We start from the raw sequence: 13,237 nt of genomic DNA on the forward strand, positions 1-13,237 counted from the left end.
GGGCGACGGACGGTCATGCCGGACGCATCGGCCGATACCAGGGGCGAACAGGCGGGGAAAACGGCAGTGAGGGCAGCGGCAGGCGCGATGCCCAGAGGAGACGCCACGGCGCGCTCGGCGCGGGGCGGATGGCCGACCCAGAAGGGGCACGGCCGGAAGGAAGTGCGACACAGCAGATAACGCCAGACAGCCAATACCGATAAAACAGCCCGGCACCCGGACAGGTGTGCCGCGGCAAGAAACGCGAAGTGGGAAGCCGGCCGGTAAGCCGGGTTCTGTCGATGCCCGAAGGCACCGTGGCAGCCATTCCTCTAGGCGACGCGTTGCCACGCCGCTCAAGCAGCCTACCCGGGAGCAGCGCGAGCCACGCCATTGCTCCCCTATTTGGCCTTGCTCCGGATGGGGTTTACCGTGCCGTCCGGCGTTGGCCCCGGACGCGGTGGGCTCTTACCCCACCATTTCACCCTTACCTGGCGTGCGGCGCCATCGGCGGTATCTCTCTGTTGCCGGAATCAGGCGGCGCGAAGGTTGCCCTTCAAGCCGCACCGCCGCCTGATCCGCCCACCCCTGCGGGCGGGACTTTCCGTCACCTTGGTTATAGTGCCCGGCCGTTAGCCGGCATCCTGCTCTGCGGAGCCCGGACTTTCCTCCCCGTGCTTGCGCACGCGGCGGCTGCCTGGCCGACTTCCCGGGGCGGATTATACCCCGAGAGGTGCCCTCTCCCGCCGCCCCGGGCGGAATTGCCGTGTGTCGTCGTAGTAAGCCGGATCGGCGTTGGCCGCAGTCGCCCCGGGAATGCCCAGCAGCGGCACCGGCTGGAGCGCCCGGGGAGCATCGTAGCTGCCGGCGGCCAGGTCCCGGGCCAGCCAGCCGTCCAGGGCCGCGCGCAGTTCGTCCGCGGGCAGGGCCAGGGCGTCCGCCGCCACCGGATAGAGGATGGCCTTGGCGGTGAGGCCGAAGAACGGCGCCAGCAGGGCCTCGTAGGTGGCGTGGCCGAAAACGATGAAGCGCATGTGCCGGGCCACGTCGGCGCGGCGCTCCCAGAACAGGGTCTTCCACTGGAAGCCGCGCAGCAGGTCGAGCAGGGACGGATCGGAGGACAGCACCGCCATGCCGCACTCGTCGAAGTGGGTCATGGCGTCCCGGGCATGGCCGCGGGCCTGGCCGGGGGCCGGTTCGCCGCCCGCCTCGGCGATGCCGCGCAGGTGGCGGGCGTTGAGCGCCGCCTTGGCCCGGGGAAAGGCCAGCCAGACCAGGGCATTGAAGAAGTCATGCCAGTTGTCGGGGCGGGTTTCCACCTCGCCCCGCTCCCACACCCGGCGCTCGTAGCCCAGGCCGTCGTCGGCCGGCGGGACGAAGCGCACCGGCAATCCGGATTCGGTGAACACCGGCAGGGCCGCGGCCAGCGCCGCCAGGACCTGCCCGTCGGGCCGGCCGGGCAGGCGGTCGAGCCAGGGGCGCAGCGGGTCGAACAGGGGATGGGCGTAGGCGCCCGGACCGCCGGTCATTGCCCGGCGGCAGCCCCGGCAACCCCGGCCGTGCCGCTGGCGCCCTCGGCCTGGAGGTCGGGATTGGCGGCGAAGCGCAGCTTGCCGCCCTCGACCTTGAAGGTGCCGAGCCACTCGCCCAGGCCGCCCGGGGGCTCCTCCTCCAGGGCGCGGAAGCCCTCGCAGGTCTGGGTTTCCACCAGGTAAAGCTTCTTGCCCTGGCGCAGCACGTAGGTCTTGTCGCCGGCCCGATGCACTTCCATGGCGATGCTGGCGATCGGCACCGCCTTCAGGTTGTGGCGGCGCTGGCAGTCGGGCAGGCGCGCCGCCACCACGGCCAAGTCGGCCTCCGGCTTCCAGAACCAGGGCTGGTCGGCGATCAGGGTCAGGGCATGGTCGCGGCCGGCGATCTGGTACGACGCGGCGTCGTGCATGCACCCGGCGAGAAGCGGCAGGGCGATGAGGGGCAGGAGCAGGTGGGCGCGCATGGGGGCCTCGGCTGGGCTGGGCGGTAGGGGGAAGAAGGTCGCGGGGTCAGTCCTGCAAGCGCCAGGCCAGGGTCTCGCCGGCACGCAGCGGGGTAAGGGTTTCGCCCGGGGCGTAGTCGTAGGCATCCGGCACGGTCCAGGGCTGCTTGACCAGGGTGACGGTGCCGGCATTGCGCGGCAGGCCGTAGAAGTCGGCGCCGTGGAAGCTGGCGAAACCCTCCAGCTTGTCCAGGGCACCGGCGGCCTCGAAGGCCTCGGCGTACAGCTCCAGGGCGGCGTGGGCGGTATAGCAGCCGGCGCAGCCGCAGGCGGCTTCCTTGGCGTGGCGGGCGTGGGGGGCCGAGTCGGTGCCGAGGAAGAACTTCGGGTTGCCGCTGGTGGCGGCCTCCACCAGGGCCAGCCGGTGGGTTTCGCGCTTCAACACCGGCAGGCAGTAATAGTGGGGGCGGATGCCGCCCTGGAAGATGGAGTTGCGGTTGTAGAGCAGGTGGTGGGCGGTGATGGTGGCCCCCACGTTGGGGCCGGCGGCCTTGACCAGTTCGGCCGCATCCTTGGTGGTGATGTGCTCGAACACCACCTTGAGGCCGGGGAACTTGGCGATCAGGGGCAGCATCACCCGCTCGATGAACACCGCTTCCCGGTCGAAGATGTCGATGGCCGGGTCGGTGACTTCGCCGTGGACCAGGAAGGGGATGCCGCGCTTTTCCATTTCGGCGATGGCCGGGAAGGCCTTTTCCAGGGCGGTGACGCCGGCGTCGGAGTTGGTGGTGGCGCCGGCCGGGTAGAGCTTGACCGCCTTGACGAAGCCCGACTCGGCCGCCTTGACGATCTCGGCCGCCGGGGTGTTGTCGGTCAGGTACAGGGTCATCAGCGGCTCGAAGGCCGCGCCCGGGCCTTGCTGCGGCAGGGCCGCCAGGATGCGCTCCCGGTAGGCGCTAGCGGCCTCGACGGTGGTCACCGGCGGGCGCAGATTGGGCATGATGATGGCCCGGCCGAACTGGCGGGCGGTATGGGGCATCACCGCGGCCAGGGCGGCGCCGTCGCGCACGTGCAGGTGCCAGTCGTCGGGACGGGCGATGGTCAGGGGGGTCAAAGCGGAAGAAGGCTGGGTCACGGCAGGCTCGGCAGACGGCGGGTTACGGACAATGGCGGGATTTTACCGGGGAACCGCCCCGGCTCCGATGGAATCCGCACAGGTGCCGCCGGCACCGGTCGAAACCCCGCGCCAGTGCTTGCTTTCCGGGCATCCCATGGGAAGGCCCGCATCCCGGGCCGGCTTCCGCCGCCCCACCGCCAAGCACCAGGACAGGCGCGGGATTCGGCGGATTCGGCGGATTCGGCGGACCCGCCAACCTCGCGCCTGCCCCGCCTTCCGCTCGCACCGTACTAAATAGGCGCCGCCCCCAGCCGCCCCCGATGCCGCGCCGGAACATGGGCACATGGGAGGCCATCATCGATACATTAATTTTCTTAATGTATTTCTGGAGACACCAGGCCAAACCCCAATACTGGCGCGGACCTTGGTTTTTTCGCCCGCCGCTTACTTGAATTTTTTTAATACATCGGCCGACAGCAGCGGCTGCACAAGCCACACAAGCCGCGCCTGCTGCGGCCGGTGCCGCGTCACGCCGCCCCGTCCTTAAGCTCCAAGGCCCGGGCGTAGAGGGCGTTCTTGGCGGTGCCGGTCAGGGCCGCCGCCAGCTTGGCCGCCTGCTTCACCGGCAGCCCCTCGTCCAGCAACAGGACCAGGGCGCGCTCGGCCTCGGCGGGCAGGCCCTCTTCCACCGCCGCCGGCGCTGCGCCGACGATGACCACGAACTCGCCGCGCTGGTGGTTGGGGTCTTCGGCCAGCCAGGCCGGGCCGTCGGCCAGGGGGCAGGCGTGGATTTGCTCGAAGGTCTTGGTCAGCTCCCGGGCGATCACCAGGGGGCGCGCCGGCTCCAGGGTGGCGGCCAGGTCGGCCACCATGTCCACGATGCGGTGGGGAGCCTCGTAGAAGACCAGGGCGGCGTCCACCGCCTTGAGGGCTTCCAGCTCGCGCCGCCGCTCGCCGGCCTTGGCCGGCAGGAAGCCGACGAACAGCCAGCGGGCATCCGCCAGCCCGGCGGCGGAAAGGGCCGTGACCGCCGCGCTCGGCCCGGGGATGGGGATCACCTTGAAGCCGGCGGCGCGCACCGCCTCCACCACCTTGGCGCCCGGGTCGGACACCGCCGGGGTGCCGGCATCCGAAACCAGGGCCACGGATTCGCCAGCGGTGAGCTTGTCGATGATCTGCCCGGCAGCCTGGCGCTCGTTGTGCTCGTGGGCCGCCAACAGGCGCGCCGAGATAGCGAAATGGCTAAGCAGCCCCTGGGTGTGGCGGGTGTCCTCGGCGGCGATCCAGCCCACCCCGCGCAGCACCTCCTGGGCCCGGGGGGAAAGATCGGCCAGGTTCCCCAGGGGGGTGGCCACCACATACAATGCGAAAGATTCAATCGTCATTTTTTTGCATTCACATCGGCCGCCGCCGGCAAGGTGCAACCACGCGGAACAGGCGGCCGCAAGCGCGCAGGCACAGGCGCGGGGCGGCTTCGGAAACAAAGGGGAAGCGCAATGGCGACGCACGATAGCACACCGTCCGGCACCACCGCCCGGGGCGCCGCCGCCGAGCAGGCGGCCGCCGACCACCTGGTCCGCCACGGGCTGACGGTGCTGGCGCGCAACTACCGGGTCAAGGGCGGCGAGATCGACCTGATCTGCCGCGACCGGGGGGCGCTGGTGTTCGTCGAGGTGCGCGCCCGGGCCGGCTGGGCCTTCGGCGGCGCGGCGGCGAGCATCGACCCGCGCAAGCAGGCCCGCCTGGTGCTGGCTGCCCGCCATTACCTGCAACGGACCCGCCAGGACGACATGCCCTGCCGCTTCGACTGCGTGCTGTTCGACGCCGGCCGGCTGACCTGGCTGAAGGACGCCTTCCATGCCCCGGACTGAGGCCGCCCGGGCCGTACGGCTGACCACCCTCATCTTGCTGCTTGCGGTCTGGGCGGCGCCCGCCGCCGCCCAGACGGTGCGCATCCTGGTGCAGGACTCGCCCCTGGCCGGCAGCCAGTACTATGCGCTGGAAGCGCGCTTTGCCGACCTGCGGGTAGGCGATTCCCTGGCCTTGATCCGGGAGCCGGACAACCGCCACGACCGCAACGCGGTGCGGGTGGACTGGCGCGGCGAGAAGCTCGGCTACCTGCCCCGGGCGGAAAACCGGGCGGTGGCGGCAGCCATGGACGGCGGGCTGGCGGTGGAGGGACGCATCGCCGCCCTGGTGCCCCATTCCAACCCCTGGAAACGCCTGCGCGTCGAAGTGTGGATCGCCCCCTGACGCGCCGGCCGAACACTGCTCCGCCATGACCGGCCTGCCGGAGCAAAAACGGCCCCGTGTTAAACTTGAAGCTTCATTTCTCCCTACGCCCGACGACGACTCGCCATGGATCTCATCGCCCGCATCAGCCAGCAATTTCAGGACAGCGCCGACACCAAGCTGGCGGCCGTGGAACTCCTCGCCGCCCCCATCGCGGCGGCCACCGAGCTGATGACCGGTGCCCTGCTCAACGGCGGCAAGATTCTGGCTTGCGGCAACGGCGGCTCCGCCGGCGACGCCCAGCACTTCGCCGCCGAGCTGGTGGGCCGCTTCGAGCGCGAGCGTCAGGAACTGGCCGCCATCTCCCTGTCCACCGACACCTCGATCATCACCGCCGTGGCCAACGATTACGCCTTCGAGCAGATCTTCGCCAAGCAGGTGCGGGCGCTCGGCCATCCGGGGGACGTGCTGCTGGCCATTTCCACCTCGGGCAACTCGGCCAACGTGATCGAGGCCATCCGCGCCGCCCATGACCACGATATGAAAGTGGTGGCGCTGACCGGCAAGGGAGGCGGAAAAATCGGGGAACTGCTGCGTGACGACGACATCCACCTCTGCGTGCCGGCCAAGCGCACGGCGCGCATCCAGGAGGTGCATCTCTTGACCATCCACTGCCTGTGCGATGGCATCGACTGCATGCTGTTAGGAGAAGACGAATGACCGAGCGCGTTTCCCGATCCGCCCCCACCCGCAACACCCTCCCCCGCCGCGCCGTCCGCGGCGTGGCCGCCGCCCTGGTGGCCGCGACCCTGGCCTCCGGCCTGGCCGGCTGCTTTCCGGTGGTCGCCGCCGGCGTCGGCGCCGGCGCCCTGATCGTGGCCGACCGCCGCACCAGCGGCACCTACACCGAAGACCAGGGCATCTCGCTCAAGGCCGGCCAGCGCATCGGCCACATCATGGGCGAGAACTCACACATCAATTCCACCAGCTACAACCGCAAGGTGCTGCTGACCGGCGAGACCGACAGCGAGGAGCTGCGCGCCAAGATGGAAGAGACGGTGCGCGGCATCCCCAACGTGGCGGGCGTGTACAACGAGATCAAGATCGCCCCGCCGACGCCGTTCACCTCCCGCTCCGCCGACACCTTCATCACCTCCAAGGTGAAGGGCCGCTTCGTGGACGCCAACAAGTTCTCCGCCAACCACGTCAAGGTGGTGACCGAGGCCGGCGTGGTCTACCTGCTTGGCCTGGTCACCCAGCGCGAGGCCGACGATGCGGTGCAGATCGCCCGCACCACCGGGGACGTGCGCAAGGTGGTGAACGTGATGGAGATCATCAGCGACGCCCAGGCCAAGGAGATCGACGCCAAGCCGGCCACCGATGCCAACAACGACGCCACCTCGCGCTGAACGCCCCGTTCCCGCCGCGAGGACGAAAAAAGCCGGAGCCAACGCTCCGGCTTTTTTCATGCCCGTGCGGATCGCGGGGGCCGCGGCTCAGCCGTTGACCGGCATGACGAACTCCGGCCCCTTGCCGAGGCTGTCCGGCCAGCGCTGCATGACGCTCTTGTAGCGGGTGTAGAAGCGCACGCCCTCCTCGCCGTAGGCATGGTGGTCGCCGAACAGGCTCTGCTTCCAGCCCCCGAACGAATGCCAGGCCATGGGCACCGGGATCGGCACGTTGATGCCGACCATACCCACCTCGATGCGCTGGGCGAATTCCTGGGCGGTGCGGCCGTCCCGGGTGAAGCAGGCGACGCCGTTGGCGAACGCGTGGCCGTTGACCAGGGCCACCGCCTCGGCCAAGGTGTCCACCCGCACCACGCCCAGCACCGGGCCGAAAATCTCGTCCCGGTAGATGTCCATCTCCCGCCGCACCCGGTCGAACAGGGTGGCACCGAGGAAGTAACCCTGGGGCCGTGCCGGCACCGGATGGGCGCGGCCGTCGAGCACCAGTTCGGCCCCGGCGGCGATTCCCGATTCGATATAGCCAAGGATACGCTCCCGGTGGGCGGCGGAAACCACCGGCCCCATGTCCACGCCCGGCTCCAGGCCGTCGCCGATGGTCAAGCGGCGGCTCCGCTCCGCCACCTTGGCCACCAGCTCGTCGGCAATGCCGCCCACCGCCACGGCGACGGATACGGCCATGCAGCGCTCGCCGGCCGAGCCGTAGGCCGCCCCCACCAGGGCGTCGGCAGCCTGATCCAGGTCGGCGTCGGGCATCACCACCAGGTGGTTCTTGGCCCCGCCCAGGGCCTGCACGCGCTTGCCATGGCGGGCGCCGGTCTCGTAGATATGGCGGGCGATCGGCGTCGAACCGACGAAGGACACGGCCTGCACGTCGGGGTGGGCGAGCAGCCCGTCCACCGCCACCTTGTCGCCCTGCAGGACGTTGAACACCCCGGCCGGCAGCCCGGCCTCGGCCCACAGGGCAGCGGTCATCAGGGAGCCCGACGGGTCCCGCTCCGAGGGCTTGAGGACGAAGGCGTTGCCGCAGGCAATCGCCACCGGCGCCATCCACATCGGCACCATGAAGGGGAAGTTGAACGGCGTGATACCGGCCACCACGCCCAGGGGCATGCGCTGGCTCCAGTGGTCGATGCCGCCGCCGATGGCCGGCGAATGCTGGCCCTTGAGCAGTTGGGGCGCGCCGCAGGCGAATTCGATCACCTCCAGCCCGCGCTGCACCTCGCCCAGGGCATCCGGCAGGGTCTTGCCGTGCTCCCGGGTGATCCAGCGCGCCAACTCCTCGGCGTGGCGCTCCACCAGTTCGCGGAAGCGGAACAACACCCGGGCGCGCTTCTGCGGCGGAGTCTCGGCCCAGGCGGGAAAGGCCGCTTTCGCCGCGGCCACGGCGGCCGCCACGTCGGCGGCGTCGGCCAGGGCCACCTGGCGCGCCACAACGCCCCGGGCCGGATCGAACACGTCGCCCCGGCGCCCGGAACTCCCCGGCGTATTGGCGCCAGCGATCCAGTGGCCGAGCAGAGGCAGGCCGGAAGCGGCCTGTTGTTGCGGTTCGGTCATCGATGCATCTCCTTTGTTCATGCCTGGCTAAAATCTGGCGGCCGGTCCGGCGGCGCGCCACTCCATACTGTGTTATGGGCCTGCCAGAACCAGGCCGCATACTGCGCCGGATGCCGCCGGCCGCCAACAATGCTGCCACGCCAGCGGCCATACCCATTCGCCCACCGCCATGACCGACGCCCCGCCCAATCACCCGCCGCCACCCGCAGTTTCCTTCGCCGCCGCCTTCCGCTTCTGGCTCAAGCTGGGCTTCATCAGCTTCGGCGGGCCGGCTGGGCAGATCGCGGTGATGCACCAGGAGCTGGTGGAAAAGCGCCGCTGGATTTCGGAGCGGCGCTTTCTCCACGCCCTCAACTATTGCATGCTGCTGCCCGGCCCGGAGGCCCAGCAGTTGGCCACCTACATCGGCTGGTTGATGCACCGCACCTGGGGCGGCATCGTCGCCGGCGGGCTGTTCGTGCTGCCGTCCCTGCTGATCCTGACTGGCCTGTCCTGGCTGTACGCCGCCCAGGGCCACACGCCCCTGGTGAGCGGCCTGTTCTACGGCATCAAACCGGCGGTCACCGCCATCGTCCTCCACGCCGCCCTGCGCATCGGCGGCCGGGCCCTGGGGCGCCCCCTGCACTGGGCCATCGCCGTGGCGGCCTTCGTCGCCATCTTCGCCTTCGCGCTTCCCTTCCCCCTGATCGTTGCCGGTGCCGCCCTGACGGGCTACCTGGCCAACCGATTCGCCCCGGCCACGGCGGCGGCACAAGCCGCCGCACCCAATTCCCAGGCCCAGGACGGGCATGCCCCCTGCCTGATCGACGACCACACCCCATCGCCGCCCCACGCCCGCTTCCGCTGGCCGCTGCTCGCCCGGGTGGCGGGCATCGGACTACTGCTATGGCTGCTGCCCCTGGCCCTGCTGGCACTGGCCGGCGGCTGGCAGGCCCCCCTGCCCCAGATGGGCTGGTTCTTCACCAAGGCGGCCCTGCTGACCTTCGGCGGCGCCTACGCGGTGCTGCCCTACGTGTACCAGGGGGCGGTGGTCCACTATGGCTGGCTGTCGCCCGCCCAGATGATCGACGGCCTGGCCCTGGGCGAAACCACCCCGGGACCGCTGATCATGGTGGTGGCCTTCGTCGGCTTCATCGGTGGCTACGGCCACGCCGAGGCCACCCTGGCCATGGCCGGGGCCAACCCGTTCCTGGCCGGCGCCGCCGCCGCGGCCGTGGTCACCTGGTTCACCTTCCTGCCCTCCTTCCTGTTCATCCTGGCCGGCGGCCCCCTGGTGGAATCCACCCACGGCGACCTGCGCTTCACCGCCCCCCTTTCGGCGATCACCGCCGCCGTGGTGGGGGTGATCGTCAACCTGGCCCTGTTCTTCGCCTACCACGTCTTCTGGCCCGCCGGCTTCGGCCCGGACCTGGCAGCCCTGGCCCGGCCCGACTGGCCATCGCTGGTCATAGCCGCCCTGGCAGCCACGGCCCTGCTGCGCTTCAAGCGCGGCGTGGTGGAGGTGATCGGCGGCTGCGCCCTGCTGGGGCTTCTGCTGAGCCAATTCCCCCACTAACCGGCCGCCTATTACCCGCTGACCCACGGTTTTTTTCGTGGAAATTTCCCCTTCCCCCCCACGAGCGGCGATAATGCGGGGTTAGGCATAAAAAAACCGGATTCAAAATTACATGAAGCGAGTGGATGACTTTCGCCTGCGCCTGGGCAACCAGGAGCTGGTTCCGATCGTAATTGGTGGCATGGGGGTCGATATCTCGACCGCCGAGCTTTCGCTGGAGGCCGCACGCCTGGGTGGCATCGGCCATATCTCGGACGCCATGGTCCCGACCGTGTCGGACCGGCGCTTCAACACCAAGTACGTGCGCAACAAGCTCGCTCAGTACAAGTTCAACGTGGCCAACCCGGACAAGTCGGTGGTCAAGTTCGACCTGGGGCTGCTTGCGGAAGCCACCAAGCTGCACGTCAGCCGCACCATGGAAGCCAAGCGCGGCCCCGGACTGGTGTTCATCAACTGCATGGAAAAGCTGACGATGAACGCCCCCAAGGACACCCTACGGGTGCGCCTTTCCGCCGCCCTGGACGCCGGCATCGACGGCGTCACCCTGGCGGCCGGCCTGCATCTGGGCACCTTTTCCCTGATCGAGGATCACCCGCGCTACAACGACGCCAAGCTGGGCATCATCGTCTCGTCCCTGCGGGCGCTGCAAATTTTCCTCAAGAAAAATTCCCGCCACGGCCGCCTGCCCGACTACGTGGTGGTGGAAGGCCCTCTGGCCGGCGGCCACCTGGGCTTCGGCATGGACTGGGCCAAGTACGACCTGGCCGCCATCGTCGCCGAGATCCATGCCTGGCTGGTGGCGGAAAAGCTGGACATTCCCCTGATCCCCGCCGGCGGCATCTTCACCGGTAGCGACGCGGCAAACTTCCTGGAGATGGGCGCCGGCGCCGTCCAGGTCGCGACCCGCTTCACCGTGACCCACGAATGCGGCCTGCCCGAAGATGTACAGCAGGAATACTTCAAGGCCAGCGAAGACCAGATCGAGGTCAACCAGATCTCGCCCACCGGCTATCCGATGCGCATGCTCAAGAATAGCCCCGCCATCGGCAGCGGCATCCGCCCCAACTGCGAAGCCTACGGCTACCTGCTCGACGCCTCCGGCAACTGTCAGTACATCGAAGCCTACAACCGCGAAGTGGCCGCCCACCCCGAGGCACGCAAGGTCAAGGTATTCGACAAGACCTGCCTATGCACCCACATGCGCAACTTCGACTGCTGGACCTGTGGCCACTACACCTACCGGCTGAAGGACACCACCCGCAAGAACGAGGATGGCAGCTACCAGCTGCTGACGGCTGAACATGTGTTCCATGACTACCAGTTCAGCACTGATGGGAAGATTGCGCTGCCGGAGTAAACAGCACTTTGTACTCTTGCAGTGCCAAGACGCAAAAAAGGCCAGAGATTTCTCTCTGGCCTTTTTCATGTTCCGGTGGTGAGTTCCCCAGTACAGGAAACCGTCCTGCCTCGCAAGCAAGCTCACCATTTGCCCCCCAACTAACCGAGCGGTCGAAGACGGCATCGTGTTCGACCCTGCCTCCGTCATGGCCGAGGAGATCCACAAGGAAGCTGGCTACGGCGGCGTTCGCGTGATCATTGCGGCCGATCAGTCGTACTCCGGCTGAGTCAGATCAGTACTTTTACTCCCGCTGCCATCAAGATCAAGGCCAAGGCAATCTGAATTCCTCGACCAGGAATCTTCCCGGCTAACAAGCTTCCCAAGAGCACGGTGGGAATTGAACCCGCTAACAAACTGGCCAGCATCCACCAGTCAACCATGCCTGCGAACAGATAACCCAGCCCGACCACCACCGCCAAGGGAATGGCATGCACGATGTCGGTTGCCACCAACCGATGCGGTGTCATCCGCAGCGGATACAAGTAGAGCATCATCACGCTACCCAATGCGCCTGCCCCTACCGAAGTCAGCGCAACACACAGGCCCAACACGCCGCCGGACACTACCGAGAGCGCAGGCTGGATGGCCTTGAAACGCTCGGGCTGCCCAATGCGCCGACCTCGGGCATACGCCACCAGCTTAGGGGCAACCAGCAAACCGATGGCAGTGATCAGCACCACTATGCCTATGGCTTTCGTCAACCAACCCACTTTCGCAACCTGCGCCCCCAGGCTGACAATCACCACAATCAACAAAGCCATGGGCAGACTACCTAACCACAGACGTTTAGCAACCTGCCAGTCGACATTGCCATTGGTATGATGAACTCTGGCCCCCACCAACTTGGTGATGGCTGCAAACCAAAGGTCTGTGGCAATGGCCGTCGTGGGCGACACACCAAAAAAGATCAGCAGGATGGGCGTCATCAAGGCACCGCCACCGACTCCGGTCAATCCCACTACAAAGCCAGTTAACGCTCCAGCCAAGGCATACGCGGTATCGATCATGTTGGAATCAAAGCCGTATTGCGGGTGGCGATGAAGGAAGGATTGAGTACATCGGGCTTTCCGTACTGCAACGGCACACCCTGAAGATCCACAACCGCGCCCCCGGCGCCCTCCAATACCGCCTGGGCTGCCGCCGTGTCCCACTCACAAGTCGGTGCTAACCGGGGGTAGATGTCGGCAGCGCCCTCAGCCACCCGGCAGAACTTGAGTGAGCTGCCGGCCTGAAGCAGGTCTAACTCACCCAGGCGATCAATCATTGCTTGGGTTGCTTCGTTCAAATGGCTTTTGCTGGCCACCACCCGGCATACGTGGTCTGTCTTACTGGCGCCTACCTTGATGGCAACCGTTTGAGCACCCATGCAACGAAACGCCCCCAGCCCGGCGCCGCCCCAGTACAGCGCATCGATGGCGGGGGCATACACCACCCCGAGCGTGCAGCGGCCATCTTCAATCAGGGCGATATTGATCGTGAACTCACCATTGCGGGCGATGAACTCCTTGGTGCCATCTAGAGGGTCAATCAACCAGAAACAACCTGTATTTCGACGGTACACCAGCGACGCAGAGTCTTCTTCAGAGACGACTTGGCAGCCTGGCAACAGGTGGGCTAACTGCGTGGCCAGCACACAATGCGCCGCCAAGTCAGCCTCCGTCACCGGGCTGGCATCCACTTTGTGGCGCACTTCCGTCGATCCGCGCCTGTAGATCGCCATGATGGCGTCTCCAGCTGTACGGGCAATGGGAATCAATTGCTCCATCAGGTCTTTGCGGTCAATTTGTCGCATTGCGTATGTTTTTGTGATTTAATTTTCAAAATAATCATAACACAGCCAATTGGCAATAGCCTTCATGGACAAAAAACAATCTGCGACAAAATCTGAAGTCGGCCTGCTTGGCTTGGACGCCCCCCGAGTCTGGGACACCGAACTCGCCTTCGCCCACCTGCAAGC

At 67.4% G+C, this 13,237-nt stretch carries 13 protein-coding genes and 1 other RNA gene; 6 read left to right on the top strand and 8 right to left on the bottom strand.

All coding sequences use genetic code 11. The features are described from left to right. Positions 1 to 248: 248 nt before the first annotated feature. From rnpB to rsmI, 5 genes are all read right to left on the bottom strand, one after another. Positions 249 to 688: RNase P RNA component class A (gene rnpB / locus V7Z98_RS02660), an RNA gene on the bottom strand. Between the two features lie 10 nt (positions 689 to 698). Next, positions 699 to 1,508 (bottom strand): DUF3025 domain-containing protein, encoded by an 810-nt coding sequence (locus tag V7Z98_RS02665; protein WP_334156882.1) that lies wholly within the window; start codon positions 1,506 to 1,508, stop codon positions 699 to 701. Then, positions 1,505 to 1,975, bottom strand: coding sequence for a hypothetical protein (locus V7Z98_RS02670; protein WP_334156883.1), 471 nt, complete (start codon positions 1,973 to 1,975; stop codon positions 1,505 to 1,507). The genes V7Z98_RS02665 and V7Z98_RS02670 overlap by 4 nt, the downstream gene beginning before the upstream one ends. A 46-nt stretch (positions 1,976 to 2,021) precedes the next feature. Further along, positions 2,022 to 3,068 carry a dihydroorotase gene (pyrC, locus tag V7Z98_RS02675; protein WP_334156948.1) on the bottom strand — a complete coding sequence of 349 codons (1,047 nt, stop codon included), beginning with the start codon at positions 3,066 to 3,068 and terminating at the stop codon, positions 2,022 to 2,024. A gap of 530 nt (positions 3,069 to 3,598) precedes the next feature. Beyond that, on the bottom strand, positions 3,599 to 4,456 hold the full coding sequence (gene rsmI / locus V7Z98_RS02680) for a 16S rRNA (cytidine(1402)-2'-O)-methyltransferase (protein ID WP_334156884.1): 858 nt from the start codon (positions 4,454 to 4,456) through the stop codon (positions 3,599 to 3,601). A 111-nt stretch (positions 4,457 to 4,567) separates the two neighbouring features. Here rsmI and V7Z98_RS02685 point away from each other — a divergent pair, with 111 nt between their 5' ends. From V7Z98_RS02685 to V7Z98_RS02700, 4 genes are all read left to right on the top strand, one after another. After that, entirely contained in the window at positions 4,568 to 4,942 is a 375-nt protein-coding gene (locus V7Z98_RS02685) for a YraN family protein (protein ID WP_334156885.1), read from the top strand. Then, complete coding sequence (locus V7Z98_RS02690; protein ID WP_334156886.1) at positions 4,929 to 5,324, top strand: HIRAN domain-containing protein; 396 nt, start codon at positions 4,929 to 4,931, stop codon at positions 5,322 to 5,324. The genes V7Z98_RS02685 and V7Z98_RS02690 overlap by 14 nt, the downstream gene beginning before the upstream one ends. 105 nt (positions 5,325 to 5,429) lie before the next feature. After that, a complete protein-coding gene (locus V7Z98_RS02695; RefSeq protein WP_293259213.1) occupies positions 5,430 to 6,023 on the top strand; it encodes a phosphoheptose isomerase in 594 nt (197 codons plus the stop codon). Then, positions 6,020 to 6,712: a BON domain-containing protein gene (locus V7Z98_RS02700; protein WP_334156887.1), complete on the top strand. Its 693-nt coding sequence runs from the start codon at positions 6,020 to 6,022 to the stop codon at positions 6,710 to 6,712. Before V7Z98_RS02695 ends, V7Z98_RS02700 begins: the two co-directional genes overlap by 4 nt. A gap of 87 nt (positions 6,713 to 6,799) precedes the next feature. On the opposite strand, the gene V7Z98_RS02705 is transcribed toward V7Z98_RS02700, so the two are convergent. Next, on the bottom strand, positions 6,800 to 8,326 hold the full coding sequence (locus V7Z98_RS02705; protein WP_334156888.1) for a CoA-acylating methylmalonate-semialdehyde dehydrogenase: 1,527 nt from the start codon (positions 8,324 to 8,326) through the stop codon (positions 6,800 to 6,802). Positions 8,327 to 8,495: 169 nt separating this feature from the next. On the opposite strand from V7Z98_RS02705, the gene chrA reads away from it, so the two are divergent. Further along, complete coding sequence (gene chrA / locus V7Z98_RS02710) at positions 8,496 to 9,881, top strand: chromate efflux transporter (RefSeq protein WP_334156889.1); 1,386 nt, start codon at positions 8,496 to 8,498, stop codon at positions 9,879 to 9,881. Between the two features lie 112 nt (positions 9,882 to 9,993). Further along, positions 9,994 to 11,238, top strand: coding sequence for a nitronate monooxygenase (locus V7Z98_RS02715; protein ID WP_334156890.1), 1,245 nt, complete (start codon positions 9,994 to 9,996; stop codon positions 11,236 to 11,238). A gap of 269 nt (positions 11,239 to 11,507) precedes the next feature. On the opposite strand, the gene V7Z98_RS02720 is transcribed toward V7Z98_RS02715, so the two are convergent. Both V7Z98_RS02720 and cysQ read right to left on the bottom strand, forming a co-directional pair. Continuing rightward, entirely contained in the window at positions 11,508 to 12,287 is a 780-nt protein-coding gene (locus V7Z98_RS02720) for a sulfite exporter TauE/SafE family protein (protein WP_334156891.1), read from the bottom strand. Next, positions 12,284 to 13,072 carry a 3'(2'),5'-bisphosphate nucleotidase CysQ gene (gene cysQ, locus V7Z98_RS02725; protein WP_334156892.1) on the bottom strand — a complete coding sequence of 263 codons (789 nt, stop codon included), beginning with the start codon at positions 13,070 to 13,072 and terminating at the stop codon, positions 12,284 to 12,286. The genes V7Z98_RS02720 and cysQ overlap by 4 nt, the downstream gene beginning before the upstream one ends. Between the last annotated feature and the right edge of the window lie 165 nt (positions 13,073 to 13,237).

The sequence above is a fragment of the Oryzomicrobium sp. genome, assembly GCF_036820405.1.
Classification (GTDB): Bacteria; Pseudomonadota; Gammaproteobacteria; order Burkholderiales; family Rhodocyclaceae; genus Oryzomicrobium.

Bases quoted from the DNA above. Each gene is read 5' to 3' on its own strand.
- V7Z98_RS02665 (WP_334156882.1), bottom strand. From the start codon at position 1,508: ATGACCGGCGGTCCGGGCGCCTACGCCCATCCCCTGTTCGACCCGCTG.
- V7Z98_RS02670 (WP_334156883.1), bottom strand. From the start codon at position 1,975: ATGCGCGCCCACCTGCTCCTGCCCCTCATCGCCCTGCCGCTTCTCGCC.
- rsmI (WP_334156884.1), bottom strand. From the start codon at position 4,456: ATGACGATTGAATCTTTCGCATTGTATGTGGTGGCCACCCCCCTGGGG.
- V7Z98_RS02685 (WP_334156885.1), top strand. From the start codon at position 4,568: ATGGCGACGCACGATAGCACACCGTCCGGCACCACCGCCCGGGGCGCC.
- V7Z98_RS02690 (WP_334156886.1), top strand. From the start codon at position 4,929: ATGCCCCGGACTGAGGCCGCCCGGGCCGTACGGCTGACCACCCTCATC.
- V7Z98_RS02695 (WP_293259213.1), top strand. From the start codon at position 5,430: ATGGATCTCATCGCCCGCATCAGCCAGCAATTTCAGGACAGCGCCGAC.
- V7Z98_RS02700 (WP_334156887.1), top strand. From the start codon at position 6,020: ATGACCGAGCGCGTTTCCCGATCCGCCCCCACCCGCAACACCCTCCCC.
- V7Z98_RS02705 (WP_334156888.1), bottom strand. From the start codon at position 8,326: ATGACCGAACCGCAACAACAGGCCGCTTCCGGCCTGCCTCTGCTCGGC.
- chrA (WP_334156889.1), top strand. From the start codon at position 8,496: ATGACCGACGCCCCGCCCAATCACCCGCCGCCACCCGCAGTTTCCTTC.
- V7Z98_RS02715 (WP_334156890.1), top strand. From the start codon at position 9,994: ATGAAGCGAGTGGATGACTTTCGCCTGCGCCTGGGCAACCAGGAGCTG.
- V7Z98_RS02720 (WP_334156891.1), bottom strand. From the start codon at position 12,287: ATGATCGATACCGCGTATGCCTTGGCTGGAGCGTTAACTGGCTTTGTA.
- cysQ (WP_334156892.1), bottom strand. From the start codon at position 13,072: ATGCGACAAATTGACCGCAAAGACCTGATGGAGCAATTGATTCCCATT.